General features: G+C 42.3%; 14 protein-coding genes and 1 pseudogene. 3 read left to right on the forward strand and 12 right to left on the reverse strand.

The window, feature by feature from the left end; translation table 11 throughout:
• Positions 1-65: 65 nt before the first annotated feature.
• The 7 genes and pseudogenes from PV763_RS01945 to PV763_RS01975 form a co-directional block, all read right to left on the reverse strand.
• Positions 66-671: pseudogene (locus tag PV763_RS01945) on the reverse strand (putative oxygenase MesX); the annotation flags it as partial.
• A gap of 449 nt (positions 672-1,120) precedes the next feature.
• A complete protein-coding gene (locus tag PV763_RS01950; RefSeq protein ID WP_420937278.1) occupies positions 1,121-2,494 on the reverse strand; it encodes an amidohydrolase family protein in 1,374 nt (457 codons plus the stop codon).
• Between the two features lie 43 nt (positions 2,495-2,537).
• Complete coding sequence (locus tag PV763_RS01955) at positions 2,538-3,458, reverse strand: ABC transporter permease (protein ID WP_004280246.1); 921 nt, start codon at positions 3,456-3,458, stop codon at positions 2,538-2,540.
• Between the two features lie 33 nt (positions 3,459-3,491).
• On the reverse strand, positions 3,492-4,589 hold the full coding sequence (locus PV763_RS01960; RefSeq protein ID WP_420937279.1) for an ABC transporter permease: 1,098 nt from the start codon (positions 4,587-4,589) through the stop codon (positions 3,492-3,494).
• Positions 4,590-4,629: 40 nt separating this feature from the next.
• Positions 4,630-6,231 (reverse strand): ABC transporter ATP-binding protein, encoded by a 1,602-nt coding sequence (locus tag PV763_RS01965; RefSeq protein WP_420937280.1) that lies wholly within the window; start codon positions 6,229-6,231, stop codon positions 4,630-4,632.
• A gap of 119 nt (positions 6,232-6,350) precedes the next feature.
• Entirely contained in the window at positions 6,351-7,451 is a 1,101-nt protein-coding gene (locus PV763_RS01970) for a BMP family ABC transporter substrate-binding protein (RefSeq protein WP_253114744.1), read from the reverse strand.
• A gap of 720 nt (positions 7,452-8,171) precedes the next feature.
• On the reverse strand, positions 8,172-9,227 hold the full coding sequence (locus PV763_RS01975) for a Rieske 2Fe-2S domain-containing protein (RefSeq protein WP_420937281.1): 1,056 nt from the start codon (positions 9,225-9,227) through the stop codon (positions 8,172-8,174).
• Positions 9,228-9,506: 279 nt separating this feature from the next.
• Between PV763_RS01975 and PV763_RS01980 the strand changes: the two genes are divergently transcribed.
• Positions 9,507-10,430, forward strand: coding sequence for a LysR family transcriptional regulator (locus tag PV763_RS01980; RefSeq protein WP_004646917.1), 924 nt, complete (start codon positions 9,507-9,509; stop codon positions 10,428-10,430).
• 81 nt (positions 10,431-10,511) lie between these two features.
• Here the strand turns inward: PV763_RS01980 and hpxO are convergent, their stop codons facing one another.
• Positions 10,512-11,669 carry an FAD-dependent urate hydroxylase HpxO gene (gene hpxO, locus PV763_RS01985; RefSeq protein WP_004646918.1) on the reverse strand — a complete coding sequence of 386 codons (1,158 nt, stop codon included), beginning with the start codon at positions 11,667-11,669 and terminating at the stop codon, positions 10,512-10,514.
• 210 nt (positions 11,670-11,879) lie between these two features.
• Here hpxO and alc point away from each other — a divergent pair, with 210 nt between their 5' ends.
• Positions 11,880-12,884, forward strand: a complete 1,005-nt coding sequence (gene alc, locus PV763_RS01990; RefSeq protein WP_409666371.1) for an allantoicase — start codon at positions 11,880-11,882, stop codon at positions 12,882-12,884.
• 12 nt (positions 12,885-12,896) lie between these two features.
• A complete protein-coding gene (locus PV763_RS01995; protein WP_004646920.1) occupies positions 12,897-13,394 on the forward strand; it encodes an ureidoglycolate lyase in 498 nt (165 codons plus the stop codon).
• A gap of 57 nt (positions 13,395-13,451) precedes the next feature.
• Here the strand turns inward: PV763_RS01995 and PV763_RS02000 are convergent, their stop codons facing one another.
• The 4 genes from PV763_RS02000 to uraD all read right to left on the reverse strand — a co-directional run bounded on the left by PV763_RS02000 (position 13,452) and on the right by uraD (position 16,503).
• Positions 13,452-14,165 (reverse strand): outer membrane protein OmpK, encoded by a 714-nt coding sequence (locus PV763_RS02000; RefSeq protein ID WP_005262971.1) that lies wholly within the window; start codon positions 14,163-14,165, stop codon positions 13,452-13,454.
• Positions 14,166-14,293: 128 nt separating this feature from the next.
• On the reverse strand, positions 14,294-15,652 hold the full coding sequence (locus tag PV763_RS02005; protein ID WP_420937282.1) for a nucleobase:cation symporter-2 family protein: 1,359 nt from the start codon (positions 15,650-15,652) through the stop codon (positions 14,294-14,296).
• Between the two features lie 30 nt (positions 15,653-15,682).
• Complete coding sequence (uraH, locus tag PV763_RS02010) at positions 15,683-16,003, reverse strand: hydroxyisourate hydrolase (protein WP_004646924.1); 321 nt, start codon at positions 16,001-16,003, stop codon at positions 15,683-15,685.
• Entirely contained in the window at positions 16,000-16,503 is a 504-nt protein-coding gene (uraD, locus tag PV763_RS02015; RefSeq protein WP_409654072.1) for a 2-oxo-4-hydroxy-4-carboxy-5-ureidoimidazoline decarboxylase, read from the reverse strand. The genes uraH and uraD overlap by 4 nt, the downstream gene beginning before the upstream one ends.
• Positions 16,504-16,627: the final 124 nt, after the last annotated feature.

Below are 16,627 nucleotides of genomic sequence, written 5' to 3' on the forward strand. Positions count from 1 at the left end.
TTAAGGAAATTCTGGCAATTTTAAGAAGACAGAAGCCTGATAGGATAAGGGTTCTGTGAAATTTGTCGTGTACAGAGATCATTTTTATATTCCACACCCAATACAGGATGCACATTCGCGGTACGGTAATAGGTTTTCGAGGTTGAAACGCTCAAACAAATCACCGGCTGTTTTTTAAATTCTGCTTTAAATACTTCAGAATTGACGAGATATTGATAAAGCTTGCCATGTAAATCACCAAAATTTTCTGGCTTGGTCGATGTTGGATTTTTCTTGATATGTTCAGGAAGTACCACGCTAAAATCATAATCGCGGACATAAGACGAGAAACTGTTGCCAATCATGCCATCAATACGCTGATTGGTCTGATGATCGACAATCGTAGTTTTTAAAGTTTCAATTGCAGGGAATGTTTTACCATTTCCTTCAAGATCCAGGTCAACTGAAATAATGTCGATTTCAACTGAATAACGATCTGCTTTTGGGTTATCCCAATGTGCCAATGCATTAAAACGGTTATTGATCATTCGCAGAGTGTTACGCAAATTCTGTTCGCGACTTTCGCCACGCGCCAAATTGGCAAAGTTCGTCGTCAGACGTGTACTATCTGCAGGTTGATAGTTTTCGTCAAAACGAATGCGCTTAATTGAACATGCAAACTTTTTACTCATTGTGATCCACTGCCCTAAGTTCTAATAATCAAATTTCTGAATGAGCCTACTTATACGTGAACCTTAAGATGAATAAAAATGATTTAAACTCAATGAAAAGTGAATATTACTCATGATTGGTTGTTCTATAAGATATCAAGATCACTTAATGAAGAAAAATATGAAAGATTTTTTCTATGAAATTTTAGGGTTTAATAGATGATAAAATAATGAATATTAATAACTTAAGATAAATTCTATCGAATATTAAGTGGATGAAATTGAGGGGTAAATTCAAAGAATGGTTTTATAGCTTATTAGATGCAATTTAGAAGTGAATGAATAAAACTCATCTAAAGATTAGAAAATATCAGTCTATTCACTCTGTTTAATTTCATTTAAATCATTCGTTAGAAAGGCGTCTGAGGTCACCCCACTATCAATGAATAACCTCAACCCCCACGTAAATCTTAAAATTCTTCCCGCTGTAATTCATTCACCGTTTGCCCCTGCTTTGCAAACCACTGATCACGACGTTTAAACAAGCGTGGCGCCGCCTTATTCACTTGATCAATTAGAGCCTGTAAATCGGCATTGATCAAACGGCCATTTTTAACCACAGTCTGTCCCGCCACCATCGTCATCACGACATCTTGGCCTTGAACTGCATGGACTAAATTGGTATGCAAATTAAATAATTTTCTATGATCAATCAACGGCGTCATCCGCGGTGTATCCAGTTTCACAGCAATCAGGTCGGCCTGTTTGCCGACTTCCAATGAACCAATTTCATCTTGCATACCCAAGGCTTTAGCTCCTGTAATCGTAGACATTTGACAGACTGACCAGGCATCCAGGGCGGCCGCATCCAGCGAAGAAAATTTGGCCAGCAATGATGCCGTTTTCATTTCTTCAAATAGATCCAGGTTATTGTTTTCTTTTTCTCCGTCAGTACCCAAACCCACCGCAACGCCTTGACGTAGCATTTCAACGACAGGCGCTGCACCAGAAGCCAACTTCATGTTGGAAATAGGATTGTGCGCAACCCCTACCGCATGTCGCCTTAAAATCTGAATTTCATTTGCATCTGTCCAGACGCAATGTGCCAACAAAGTTTTAGGCAGATCTAGCAAGCCCAGTTTTTGCAGACTCTCAATTGGGCGAATACCTGAACGGCGCAGGTTTTCCTGTACATCAAATTGGCTTTCATTGCTGTGGGTATGAAAACCGGTTTGATAATCCTGACAAAGTTTCTCAATGAGGCTTAATGCTGAAGCTTCAGCATAAAACAGGTGCTCTAAACCCACCCAAACCTGAATACGTCCATTCGCCTGCTGATGCCAACGGTTGATTAAAGCCTCATTACTTTTTAAGGTTTCAAAATAATTGTGATCCGGATCTTCCGCGACATAAGGTACTAGAACGGCACGAATTCCCAATGCTTGCGCAGCTTCAGCACTTCCGTCCATATAACGCCACATATCAACGATGGTGGTCGTTCCCGACAATAGTGCCTCGGCATAACATAAATAGGAGGCGATTTTCGCATCCTCTGGTGTCAACACCCGGTGCATCGGGTCAATATACTGCTGTAACCAATCCCAAACCGGTAATCCTTCAGCCGTACCACGCAATAAACCGGAATGACAATGGGTATTGATCAAGCCCGGCATCAGGATCTTTTGTGGGTAATCTTCAATGAGCACCTCTGGATAGCATTGAGTTAACTGTGCCAATGTACCCACTGCTTTTATTTGGTCGCCCTCAATCAGTATCGCGCCATTTTTAATACATTCATTCTGCGCATTCATGGTAAGGACATAGGAAGCTGTTAAAATTTTCATGATTTATACTCAAATCTATTCTATTTATGATGAATGGCTGCGGTTATGGCACGAAGGTTTTGCCTAAAGAAGATGGCAAATTCATTTTGAGTACTTTTTTATTCCGTGAAATCATGACCAGTACCACAATGGTGGCTATATAGGGCAATGCGGCAAGCAGCTCGTTCGGAACCTTGATTCCAAGCGCCTGGGCGTGAAATTGCAAAATGGTTACGCCCCCAAACAGGTAAGCGCCGAGCATTAAACGTGTTGGTTTCCACACCGCAAATACTACCAGTGCAATGGCAATCCAGCCGCGGCCTGCGACCATATTTTCAATCCACATCGGGGTATAGACGGTTGATAGAAATGCTCCGCCAACTCCTGCCATCAAACCGCCAAATAGTACTGCGCCATAACGAATCGCCAACACGTGATAACCCATGGCGTGCGCACTTTCCGGTGATTCTCCAACTGCTTTAAGCAATAAGCCCAAACGGGTTTTGGCCAGCACCAGCCAAACGGCAAAAAATGCCAAAATCGACAAATACACCACATAGTTTTGCTGGAACAAAATCGGACCCAATACTGGAATATCCGCTAATAGTGGAATATTAAAATTAGCCAGACCCGGTAAAGCCATACTGACGTAGTTCTGTCCCAAAAATGCAGAGATACCGAGTCCAAAAATGGTTAAAGCCAAACCGCACGCGGATTGATTGGTACTTAAAGACAAGGTAAAAAAGGCAAAAATCAGGGCCATCAGCATGCCTGCCAGACCACCCATCAATAAGGCACTTAATACACTGGCATCATATTGCGCAGCAAAAGCAAAACCTGCAATTGCACCCACCAGCATCATCCCTTCTACTCCAAGATTAATCACACCGGTCCGCTGTGTGACCAATTCCCCCAGACCTGCGAAAATCAGTGGTGTTGCTGCGGCAACAGTACCTGCAAGAATTGCAGTTATTTCTAAAGCCATATCATGCTTCCTTTTGCTGTAGACAACATTGGGTTAAAGGGTAGTTGCTGTGGGCTGAGGGACCGGTGGCGCCATTTTTTTGCTAAAACGGTAACGATTTTCAATCAATGCATCGGAAGCCAACAGGAAAAACAACAGCAGCCCCTGGAAAATACCGGTAATTGCGACCGGAAGCTGGAGCTGCATTTGTGCCATTTCGCCGCCCAGATAAATCAGCGCCATAAAACAGCCTGACAGCACAATACCGATTGGATTGAGACGACCTAGATAGGCCACGATAATCGCTGCATAGCCATAACCTGGGGACAGGTTCGGATTCAGCTGACCAATAGGCCCAGCCACTTCACAGATTCCGGCAATACCTGCCATCATTCCGGAAATCACCAGACTCATCCAGATCGCTTTGGAGGAAGAAAAACCTGCGTATTTGGCAGCTAAAGGTGCCTGACCGCTGACTTGCAGTTTATAGGCCGTCAGACTTTTACGCATAAAAACCCAGAACAGAAGGACTGCAAAAAAAGTGATAAAAATAGAGGCATTAATGCGTGTGCCTTCTACAATGAATGGCAGCGTCGCACTCTCACTAAAAACCACCGATTGAGGGAAGTTCATCCCATCCGGATCACGCCAGGGACCATTGACCAGGTATAGCAACACACATACTGCAACATAATTCATCATCAGGGTGGTCAGGGTTTCTTCAGCATTAAAATGGGTTTTCAGTAAGGCAGGAATTGCACCCCAGAGTGCCCCACCAAGTGCGCCCATAACGATCATTAACGGGAGAATCCACCAGCCGATATGATCATGAAATAAAATCGCAATACCACCGCCAAAAATCGCGCCCATGGTGAGCTGACCTTCAGCACCGATATTGAATAATTTGGCTCGAAATCCGACCGTCAGCCCCAAGGCAATCAGAATCAGAGGTCCGGCTTTGACTGCCAGTTCACTCCAACCATAAGACGATGTCAGCGGTTCAATAAAGAAGATGTACATGGCTTGCGCGGGATTAATCCCCAACATTAAAAACAGAATACTACCGACAATCAGCATGGCCAGCAGCGCAATGAGTGGTGAAAGCCACTTCATGATTTGAGATGGATGTTCACGCGGTTCCAGTAAATGCATGTCGCTTTCCTCTCAATTTATAGATTTATTATTGACTGTATTAAGCATGAGCTTGCTGCTCCTCTACTATGATCGCAGTGTCATGACTTGAAATACCTGACATCAAGACCCCAACATTTTCAGTATTGGTTTCATGGATATGTATGGCTGGAGATAGTTCACCATTGGCCAAGACACAGAGACGATCACTGATTTCAAACAGCTCTTCTAATTCTTCTGAAATCACCAAAATGGCAACACCTTGTCGAGAGAGATCGATCAGGGTTTGCCGGATAAACATGGACGCGCCGACATCTACGCCCCAGGTCGGTTGAGCCACAATCAGGAATTTCGGGTTTTGCAGAATTTCCCGGCCGACAATAAATTTTTGTAAATTTCCACCGGACAAGGAACGTGCTTCTGCCTCTGGGCCACTGGCTTTCACTCCGAATTTTTCAATACAGTGCTGGGCAAAAAGCTTACATTGTGAAAACTTGATTAATCCCCATTGCGTCAGATTCTGCCGAAATGCAGTCAGCAAGGCATTCTGGGACAGCGTCATGTTCGGGACTGCTCCTCGACCCAGACGTTCTTCAGGTACAAAGCCCAGACCCAAGTCACGCCGTTGTCCAGGACTGAATTGGGAAATATCGATTTGATTCAGAACCATCCGGCCATATTTCAGGCTGTTTTCGCCCGACAATAAAGATAGTAATTCTGCTTGCCCGTTGCCAGAAATCCCGGCGATTCCTACAATTTCACCGGCACAAATATTTAAATTGATATTTTTCAGCGATACACCAAATGTGTCATCAGACTGGTAATCCAGATTCTCGATCTGGAATAGCACCTGTTTTGCACCTGTATATTCTGGGCGTACATAGGTCGGTAAATCACGACCAATCATTAAGCGCGCTAAATCACTGGTGCTGTTGTGTTTGGGATCAACATTTCCGGTAACATGGCCATTGCGCAAGATGGTTGCTTCATCACAAAGTTCTTTGATCTCGTGTAATTTATGACTGATATATAAAATCGAAACACCTTGGGAGGCCAATAACCGTAAAGTTTTAAACAGTTGCCGTACCGCTTGTGGTGTCAATACTGAAGTCGGTTCATCTAAAATGATTAAAGCGGGATTTTGCAAAAGGCAGCGAATAATTTCGACACGTTGCCGCTCACCTACCGATAAAGAATGTACTTCGCGGCGTGGATCAATGGGTAAACCATATTGTTCTGAAACTGCAATAATTTTTTGACTTAGAGCTTTTAAAGGAATCTTTTCATCCAGTCCCAGCGAAATATTTTCGACTACAGTCAAAGTCTCAAACAAAGAAAAATGCTGATAGACCATGCCAATCCCGAGCTTTCTTGCCATCGACGGGTTATCAATATGAACTTCTTTACCGTTCCAGAGGATTTGTCCCTGATTGGCCTTGGTTGCTCCATAAATGATTTTCATCAGCGTACTTTTGCCAGCACCATTTTCACCCAAAATGGCATGAATCTGCCCAGGTTGAACGGTTAAATGTATCTGGTCATTCGCTTTCAATGAATTGTAACTTTTACAGATATTGATGAGCTGTAAACGCGGTACACCTGAAGAAGAACGTGCATTCAACTCTTGCGCATGAGCAGATCTATCGTGTTGAGAGGTCATCATCAGTGCCCTATTCCATGCCGTAGCAATTCAGCATCCATCGATGGTTGTCAGGCATGCAAATGGATGCAGAAAAGTACATCAAAGTGTTTAAAGATTTTTAATTGCAAAATGGCAAAGCTTTATTTCGGTAATGAACCCTCTACGCCCTTCACGTAGTAATTCATTTTACTTAGTGCCGCATCATCTAGGCGCTTGCCTTTTGCCAAGACCAATGTACCATCCTGTTTATGAATCGGGCCGGTAAATGGATGCAGTGTGCCTTTTAAAATGCCATCACGTACGCTGAGCGCTTTTGCTTTAGAGGCTGCCGACACTGAAGGACCAAAGCTTTCGATATCGACGGCTTTTTGTTTTACGCCATACCACATTGCACTTGGTTTCCAGGTTTTCTTGCTGACTTGCGTCATTACCGGAGTATAAATTTTTTCCCAATGTAAAACCGATGCAGCAAGATGCGCTTTAGGGCCAAATTTGCTCATGTCAGAATCCCAGCCAAAAGCAAAGACACCTTTTTGTTCAGCCGCCTGTACCACTGCTGGAGAATCGGTATTTTGCATCAGCACATCTGCGCCTTGAGCAATCAAAGCCAAGGCTGCATCACGTTCTTTGCCCGGGTTAAACCATGAATTCACCCAAATGACTTTGGTTTTAATTTTTGGATTTACACTTTGTGCACCGAGGGTATAGGCATTGATATTACGGATAACTTCAGGAATCGGAAAAGACGCGACTACGCCCAATACATTATTTTTGGTTTTTTGCCCTGCGACCACACCCAGCATATAAGCGCCTTCATAGGTACGGACATCGTAGACCCCTAAATTTTTGCCCTGCTTATAACCGGTTGCATGCATAAATACTGTATTTGGAAATTGCTTGGATACTTTTTCCATCGCATTCATATAACCGAACGAGGTTGCAAAAATGACTTTATTGCCTTGTTGTGCCAGGTTACGGATCACACGTTCGGCATCTGCTGTTTCAGGGACATTTTCGATATAAGAGGTTTTATATTTTCCTGCGAGGGTTTTTTCAGCCTTAATCCGGCCCTGATCGTGAGAATAGGTCCAGCCATGGTCGCTGGTTGGGCCAATATAAACAAATGCGGCTTTATCTTGGGCCTGAACATTGGCGACAGCGGCCATGCCCATTACACCACTTGCCATTAATACCCCTACCAATTTTTTCAATCCGGTTTTCAAGCTATTTTTTTCTTTCATTCTATTCTGCTCTTGGTTGTTCTGTGTCATGCAACACATGCTTTAAAATGACTTCACTCAAATGCGCTCAGTCTGTTCAAGATATAATTAGCAATAAGTATTCCAGTTTTTATCAAAAATAATAAAAACAGGCTTTTAAAATAAAATGTTTTTGTTTTTATGATTTAATTAAAAAGTAATGGGATTAAAGTAATAAATACTAAGCTTGTAGTTGATATAAAATTTAATTTAATAAAATGATTTATTTTTATTATTGCTTATTAGTAGTGCGATAAAATAAAACGCTTTAAATTTGTGCACTCTTTTTTTAATCGAAGCTTCATATTTTTCATGAGCAAAGATAGATGTAGATGATAGAACCATGTATTAAGGTTTATTGAGGGAATAGGATTATTTTGATATAAGCTATTAATATTAAAATAGATTAATAGTATTTTTTAATAATTGGATTTAGCCTGTAATGCACCGAAAGATTAATGTCTTACAGATATTTTTCTTTTCTCTCCTCATTGAAGGAGATTGGAACTCACTAATCGAAGCTTGCCTAGATTGATTTATTTTAATTTTCGAATTTTGAAAATATTAATCAATTTTAATTAAGAAATAAGGAGATATAAATAATATTTTGATCATTCAAAAATAATATAAATAAAAACCACTATATTAAAATATAGGGTTTCTGTTTAAAATTTAATCCATATTTTTAAATTTTAAAATATATTAGACAACATAACGTTTACTTAATCCCCACTCGGCTAAGATTCGACGATAGGTCGTTGAAGAGCGATCTGCTTCAAAATGCGCTTCCATGGAAATATCGAGCGGTAATTCTTCAGGTTTCTGGCTTTCTACCATGTCCTGATCTTCGGCAAAGATTTGTGCATTGAAGTCATATACCGCCTGTAAATCTCCTGTCGTATCGAAGTTGCGTGTCAGTGGTACAAATAAACGGGTTTTATTGTGTGAGACCGGACAACAGGCATTGAGAATTTTTAATTGTCCCTGTTCTGGGAAATGTACGGTTAGCACCGCAGAAAACGGTGGATAGACATCAAATACACGTTTCCACAAAAAACCTTCCGGTGCCAGATCTTGCATACCATGTGGATAGTTGCTGACACTGCTAACATATTCGGTATGCAGGCCGTAATCTGTACGTGCTGTCGTGTATTTGGGTACAACCTGATTTTCAGAATCTGCGAAAGACCCCTGATGAACCCAGGCAAAATGTGCAACATCAATAAAGCCTTCCAGTTGACGGCCACTTGAACCGGCAATATCCACAAACGGCGGTAAAATTGCCTGATGATCTGACATCTCCCAAGTATCTAAAACAGGGAAATTGGCTTTGGATTCGTCACGGCCAAAAATACTGGTCCAGATCAAGCCATATTTTCGCACTACTGGAAATTTAGTCAGAGAAAAGCGCTCAGAAATACTGGTCAGCTCGGCTTGTGCAGGAATTTTGATACATTTACCCTGGCCATTGTAGTGTAGACCATGGTAAGGACAGACCAGATTTTCACCCGAAACCCAGCCCTTGGTTAAGGGTACACCCCGATGTGGACAAATATCACGGACCAGATGAATATCGCCACTTTCTGTTTTGTACAATGCCAGTTTGACATCAAGCAGGGTTACTTGTTGCGGTTGGGTAGAAACGTCCTGAATCCGTGCCACCGGATACCAGTGACGAGCCAGAATGTCCCAGTCCTGATCATCAAACTGGCTATAGCAGGGTTTGTTGAATAAATTGATGACTGGAATTGCGTTCATATCAAACCTATATTTTTACTGTGGATGGTCTCTTTTTACAGGCCTTGAACAGTGCAGAACTGTGCAATTTTGGCTTTGCTTCTAATTGAAATTACTGAATTTATTGTTATTCTGTCTATTAGAATGATTCGTACTATTCATTCTTAAAATTAGAACACATCAACCATGTACAAATGTATTTGCCGATTAAAGCTGCCTTCTTTGGCATAAAACTCGCATAAACACGTTTATCTCAAATATTGATATGAATAAACGGTGGTTCTTCGCTTGACTAAATTAATGAATACGCCTTTTTCCCGATTTTCAGAATATTTTATCGCGGTGGCGAAAACGGGAAGTTTACGCAAGGCCGCAGATCAATTATTCATTTCCGTGTCTGCAGTACATCGGCAAATTGCTTTGGCTGAAGAAGAACTGGGAATTGTGTTATTTGAGCGTTTGCCCCATGGTTTAAAACTGACACTGGCGGGTGAATTACTCTATGCCGATGTTTTAAAATGGCAAAAAGAATTCCAGCAAACCCGGATTCGCTTTGATGAAATTCAGGGGTTTACGCGTGGGACCATCGAATTCGGTTTAATTTCTGCCTTAAATGATGGTTTTGTCATGCAGTCCATGCAATATATGTATGAACATTATCCCTGGATTAATTTTAATATCCGGGTCGCAGACAGTGAAATCGTAGCCAAAAAAGTGATTGAGGCAGATCTGGATTTTGGCCTGATCCTGAATCCAAAATCTCATCAACACCTTGAAGTCCTCCATTTTCTGGAACTGCCTTTAGGTTTTGTGATGGGTAAATCACATCCTCTTGCTCAAGCAGAAAAGATTTATTTTTCAGATACCTTGAACGACAACCATTTTATTCCGGCCGACCCCCTGATTATTCATGACTATGTACAAGCACTGTATAAACATCATCAATTTATACCTGCACGTAAAACGGAATCGAATGATATCCGCCTGATGAATACTCTCATTAAGGCGAATACCGGGATTGGGATTTTTAGTTATCTCGATGTTTTACCGTATGTAGAGCGGGATGAAGTGGTCTTTAAACCTATCTCTGAAAAAGGGCTGCATCCGCTGACCATTGCTCTCTGTGTAGCGCCTAGACGCCAGATTTCACGCGTTTCCCAGTTGATGATTAAACATATGATTGAACAAATGGAAGCCTTAAAAAGCAAGGTGCAGCAACTGTAGTATTTTCATATTTAAATAACAAAAACCGCGATGGCCAAAATCGCGGCTTTTATTCAATATTAATGCTGAAATTAACTGTTTTTAATCCAATGGATTACCGACAATATTGCTAATAATGCCTTTCATAATATGCGCGCCTTGCTCTTTACGTAGGTCTGCATACCAGTCTTGGGTAATTTGCTCATCTTTCATATGCGTGACATCACAACGCTTACGTGCACGTAGCAGCAATTCATTGGCGCGTTCATTACGTTTATTCTGATAGCGTTTCAGGGCATCTTCCAGACCTAGCGTATTAATTTGTAAGGCACGTGCGAGATAGACCGCATCTTCCATTGCCTGGCAACCTCCCTGTCCGATATCCGGTGTGGTGCTATGTGCCGCATCCCCTAAAATTACCACACGGCCCTTATAGAACTGGGTAAAAGGCTCAATATCATGGATTTCGACACGATTGGTTTTCTGCTCATCAATGCTGTCAATTAAGCGCTGAACCTGTGGGCACCAGCCAGAAAAATACTGTTTTAACAGGGTCTTATATTCCGAACGCTGATTTTCCAGACCTGCGGGCAATGGCACATCAAAGAAGAAATAAAAGCGATGCTCTGCCACAGGCATCAGTGAAGCACGTTTGCCTTCACCGACAAACGTGGTCCACTGCTGTGCAGGCGCTAAATCTTCAGAGATCTCAACCAGTCCGTTCCAGTTCACATAACCGGCATAACGGCGTTCAACCTGTTTGCCCAATACATACTGACGCGTCATGGAATGGGTACCATCTGCGCCAATCAATAATGCTGCAGAGGCAGTGCTGCCATCCTGAAAACCGATTTCGACGTGTTGCCCCTTATCCTCAATAGACACCATTTTTTTACCGAGCTGAATATCCTGCCGGCCAAACGCATCCATTAACATATTTTGTAATTCAGCACGCGATACCGGATATGGACGTTGACCGACTTCTTCAATTAACGGCGCCAAACTAAACTGCGTCATGACCTCGCCATTCAAACCATCGATATAGGCTAAGTCATTCATCTGGCCACCTAACTTTGCTACCTGTTCAGTTAAGCCCAGATAGTTCAAACACTTCACCCCGTTTGACCACAAGGAAATTGCAGCACCGACAGGTAAAATCTGTTCTGCCTGCTCATAGATGGTGACCCGATGTCCGAACTTTTTTAGTGCAATTCCTGTGGTTAATCCGCCCATGCCTGCCCCAATAATTGCAATCTCCATCTATTCCTCCTGGCTATTTCATCTTCATTGCCAGCTAAAATGCTAAAAACGTGCCATCCTGAAAAAAATGCACTAAAAAAATAGCAAGAGTTGGCACACGCTGTGCTTTTAAATTCCTTCAATGTCCTATTTTTATAAAGGCAGAAGACCTAAATTTGTATTTATAAAAGTGCATATTCATGTGACGTATACCAATGATGGAAATTTAAGATGGCGACCTTATTAGCTCCAATTTTTGATCTGCCTGCTCCAGTACAGCAGTTAATTAACCTTGCAGATGCCCGAATTGGCGCAGAAATTCTTGAATGTTCAGATGAGTTTTTTGCTGAAGCAAAACGCATGTTGCAATTTGAGGCACCGGTCTTTATCGAAGACAAGTTTGATGAGCATGGCAAATGGATGGATGGCTGGGAAACCCGTCGCAAGCGCCACACGGGCTATGATTGGGCCATCATTAAACTTGCTGTTGCAGGTCAAATACAGGCACTGGATATTGATACGACTTTTTTTAGCGGTAATTATCCGGCCTCTGCTGCTGTGCAAGCATGTTATGCGCCAGATGGAAATCTTGATCAGGCAGAATGGATCAGCATTATAGAAAATAATGTCTTGGGCCCCAGCCAGCATCATATTGTTCAGATTTCAGCAAAGCAGATATTTACCCATGTCCGTTTGAATATTTATCCTGACGGTGGGATTGCACGTTTTAAGGTCTATGGTCAGGTAAAAATCAATCTGCAAGATAGTGATCAAATGCTAGATGTTTTGGCACTAGAACATGGTGGCCGTGTCGTTGCCTATAGCGATGCGCATTTTGGACATCCACGCAATCTGATTAATCCGGGACGTGGCATTAACATGGGCGATGGCTGGGAAACCAAACGGCGTCGTGCTCCAGGATTTGACTGGTGCATTTTGGCTTTAGGCGCCAGTGCCCGAATCGAGAAAATTGAAATTGATACCGCCCATTTTAAGGGAAATTTCCCTGCAGAGGTTTCTATTCAAGCCATCTATGTTGAGGATGCAACCGATGAGCAACTCATTCCACAAAGCATGTTCTGGCCTTTTTTGTTAGCAGCCCAACCTATGCAAATGGATCATATTCATCATTACATCAATGAAATTTTACAACACGAAAAAATTTCCCATATTCGTGTCAACATGATTCCGGACGGTGGCATCAGCCGGATTCGTCTCTGGGGAAAATTGGCTTGAGTGATCAATGATATGTCTATGCAAAGTATAAAAATACAGCCTTTAAGCACTGAAAGTTTTCTGCCTTTTGGAGAAGTCATTGCCTGTCAGGGTAATCATTATTTTCATATCAATGAGCAGCAGACTGAGCGTTATCATGCCCTGGCTGAAGTAGAAAGTGACACCAAGGTCGGACTGAGTATTTTTAGAAATATGCAAGCTACGGCAATTCCTTTTCAAATCTCAATGCTGGAAAGGCATCCTCTAGGATCACAGGCTTTTATTCCGATGCACGGCCAGCAATTTTTAATCGTTGTAGCGCCTGAACTTGATTATACACAGCCCGATATTAGTCAGATTCAGGTATTTATCAGTGATGGTTCTCAAGGGATAAATTATCGTGCCGGAACCTGGCATCATCCATTATTGACCCTTGAAGCACCCAGCGAGTTTGTCGTAGTGGATCGTATAGGTAGCGGATCAAATTGTGATGTTCATCCTTTTCCTGAAAACATCCAGATCGTATTTTAAACGCATTAAAAAAAGCCCTTTTATCAGGGCTTTTAACTTATTTCTTCATCACTTTGCCTAGAAGTGATATTTCACTAAAGCACTGACATTATTTTCATCGGCATTTGGGATACCGAATTTGTTGTTCCAGATAGAATGTTCAATCCCCAGATATAAATTGGTGTCTGGAGAAATGTGTTTACCGACATTCCATTTCCATTGGGTGGTCCAGTTCATCTCGCTGTCATGAGTATCTTCTTCTGTAGACCAGTCCAAGAAGCCATCCACCAGAAATTCTTCAGTTCCCAGTTTAATTGGCACGCCGTAGGTCAGTGTCAACTGGTAATCATCATCAATATTCTCATTATTCACGCGATAAAGATTAATGCTAGCATAGCGGAAATAGGGAATTTCCAGATCGAAACCTACGCCGTAGAGGAAGTTATCAAAACCTTCTCCACCTTCCCAGGTCGTTGAGACCAGTACATCTTTAACCGGGCCAAAGGCAAGTTTCTGGCCTGATACTTCTCCCAAGCTTAAACGTGGTGAAAATTCAAAATAACTGGATTTAAAGTCATCTGCGCCGCGCATACGGTCAATGAAGAAGAAGACATCTGCATATTTTATTTTTGCCGTATATTCAAAGGTCGCAGTCGCCTGTTTCTCATCGACCACCTCATAGTTTTCTCCATAAAGTCCGGTGACACTGAAGTCTTGCCAGATCGGTTTTGCCTGTGCGGATGCCGCACCCAATACAAGTAATGTTGCAGCAGTAAGTTGAGTGAATTTCATAAATAAGGGTCCCCAGTGGAATGAAAAAATCACATTCTGAATTAAGCAAAAACAAAGCCAACATTTTTAATTTTTGATAAAAAAAACAGCCCATTTTCCTGGACTGTTTTCATTCTGGTTTAAATTTTCTAATGTGGAAGCTTTGCCACAATTTCTGTAGTTGCTGTACTTTTATTTTTAAATAAGTTCAGATGATTGAACAACAGGTTGAGTAAAATGGCCATTAAGCAGGTTGAGCTAATCCCCGAATGAAACAAGGTTTGCACCCATTTTGGAAAGTTGGCATAAAAGGAATGATCAATAATGGGAATCATGCCGGCTGCAATAGCCGTCGCAACAATGATAAGATTTTTTTGCTCGTTATAATCAATTTTAGCCAAGGTACGAATCCCGCTTGCAGCGACTGTTCCAAAAAGTACCAGACCTGCACCACCTAATACCGGTACAGGAATGGCAGCAATCAAACGTCCCATAATTGGCAGTAAACCCAACACGACTAAAATCATGCCCCCAGCTGCGACCACAAAGCGGCTTTTAATTCCGGTAATCGCCACCAAGCCGACATTTTGCGCAAAAGCACTTTGCATGAATGACCCAAAAACAGGCGCCATCGCACTCGATAACATATCGGCACGCAAGCCATTCGAGATACGATCCGCATCCACTTTGGTACCTACAATCTCACCCACTGCAATGATATCTGCTGTGGTTTCAGTCATAATGACTAGCGTAACAATGAGCATGGAAATAATGGCGGTTAACTCAAAAGTCGGTAGTCCAAAGGCGAAGAAGCTAGGTACCTGGATCCAGCTACCAGTCGCAACTTTAAAGAAATCACCAAAACCGAATAAATAAGCCAGTACTGAACCTAAAACAATTGCCAGTAAAATAGACAAGCGACGAATAGCAGCATGTTGGCTCAAATTCAGGCAGACGACTAAAGCCAATGTCATCAGTGCCAGACCAATATTTTCGACACTTCCCCATTCTGGTGCCTTGGGATTGCCGCCCATCATCCAGCGGACTGCCACCGGTAATAAGGACAAACCAATGATAGTAATGACGCAACCGGTTACCACAGGTGGAAAGAAACGGATAATTTTGGAAAAATAAGGTGCGAGGAAAAAACCGATCAATGATGCGACAATGACTGCACCGTAGACGGCTTGCAAACCACCGCCTGTAGTCACAATCGCCACCATCGTTGCGACACCGGCAAAAGAAACCCCTTGCACCAAAGGTAGTTTTGCACCGATATATTTCACCCCAACGGTTTGCAAAATTGTGGCTAAACCACCGACAAATAGCGCCGCCGCAATCAATAATCCAATTTGATAAGCTTCTAGGCCGGCTGCTGTTCCCACGATTAAAGGTGGTGCAATAATTCCACCATACATGGTCAGTACGTGTTGCAAACCATAAGCTGCACTTTTCCCCGCACCTAAATATTCATGTTCAGGTGATATTGTTTTACTTTGTTCTGTCATTTTTCTCACCCTCAAAGTCTAAATATAAAATCAGCTTCCGCGATATGTGGAGTACGCGAATGGGCTGATCAGTAAAGGAATATGAAAATGCTGGGACGCATCTTTCACATAAAAATGAATAACTGCTTTAGGAAAAAAAGTTTCTAAACCCGAATTTTCAAAATAGGCAGATGTAAAGAACTCAAGACTATAGGCACCCGCTTTAAACTCGGTCATGCCGAAATCACTGACGCGGCCGTCTGCATTGGTTTTTGCTTCCCTAATCAGGCGACCGTCTTCAGCAAAAAGTCGAATGACCACGTCTGTCGCAGGTTTTCCCAGATGTGTATCTAAAATATGCGTGCTAATCATGCATGAAGCTCCTGAGCCAGTCGTGACAAGGCAATTTCTGCCAGTTGATGATGGACAATACGTTTCTCAATCTCTGGATCATTCAGCAAACGATAGTTCAGGGCTTGAAGGACGTCTTCACTGCTCAATCCAGCGGCTTTGATCAGAAAGATAAACCCATATTTTTTCTCATAGGCTAGATTGCCTTTAAGTAGAGCGAGCTGGGTATCGTCATCTGCTGTAATGCCGGATTGCTCACGATGGGAAAAGTCTTTTTCTATTTCACTCAATTCAGCCTGTGCCTGTTTTTCACCTATACGGGGATGATTATCCAGCGCAGCTTTAATCTCATCCCAGTTCCAGGTCGCTGCTTGTTGTTTCGCTGCATTCAAAACCTCCTCAAGCGATCCATAAGGACGCTTTGCGGCAAGCTCGCTAGACCAGCTGGGTATTTGCACACAGTGCTTTAAAAAGATCATCGCATCTTCTGCTGATGCTTGATTAAATTCAACAAGTTGCACTATTCAATCGCCTGTTTATATTGCTTGGTTATTTAAAACTGGTTTTGCAATAACAGTGCCAAAGCTGATGTGTTTGTTATTTTTATAAAGTACATGACTCAAAAAAGAGCATTAAACTGATCTT

It is taken from the genome of Acinetobacter sp. AS5 (genome assembly GCF_048957595.1).
Taxonomy (GTDB): Bacteria; Pseudomonadota; Gammaproteobacteria; order Pseudomonadales; family Moraxellaceae; genus Acinetobacter.

Coding starts and splice junctions, on each gene's coding strand:
- PV763_RS01970 (WP_253114744.1), bottom strand. CDS start 7,451: ATGAAAGAAAAAAATAGCTTGAAAACCGGATTGAAAAAATTGGTAGGG.
- alc (WP_409666371.1), top strand. CDS start 11,880: ATGGCGACCTTATTAGCTCCAATTTTTGATCTGCCTGCTCCAGTACAG.
- PV763_RS01955 (WP_004280246.1), bottom strand. CDS start 3,458: ATGGCTTTAGAAATAACTGCAATTCTTGCAGGTACTGTTGCCGCAGCA.
- PV763_RS01975 (WP_420937281.1), bottom strand. CDS start 9,227: ATGAACGCAATTCCAGTCATCAATTTATTCAACAAACCCTGCTATAGC.
- PV763_RS01960 (WP_420937279.1), bottom strand. CDS start 4,589: ATGCATTTACTGGAACCGCGTGAACATCCATCTCAAATCATGAAGTGG.
- PV763_RS01980 (WP_004646917.1), top strand. CDS start 9,507: ATGAATACGCCTTTTTCCCGATTTTCAGAATATTTTATCGCGGTGGCG.
- PV763_RS02005 (WP_420937282.1), bottom strand. CDS start 15,652: ATGACAGAACAAAGTAAAACAATATCACCTGAACATGAATATTTAGGT.
- PV763_RS01950 (WP_420937278.1), bottom strand. CDS start 2,494: ATGAAAATTTTAACAGCTTCCTATGTCCTTACCATGAATGCGCAGAAT.
- hpxO (WP_004646918.1), bottom strand. CDS start 11,669: ATGGAGATTGCAATTATTGGGGCAGGCATGGGCGGATTAACCACAGGA.
- PV763_RS01965 (WP_420937280.1), bottom strand. CDS start 6,231: ATGATGACCTCTCAACACGATAGATCTGCTCATGCGCAAGAGTTGAAT.
- uraH (WP_004646924.1), bottom strand. CDS start 16,003: ATGATTAGCACGCATATTTTAGATACACATCTGGGAAAACCTGCGACA.
- PV763_RS02000 (WP_005262971.1), bottom strand. CDS start 14,165: ATGAAATTCACTCAACTTACTGCTGCAACATTACTTGTATTGGGTGCG.
- PV763_RS01995 (WP_004646920.1), top strand. CDS start 12,897: ATGTCTATGCAAAGTATAAAAATACAGCCTTTAAGCACTGAAAGTTTT.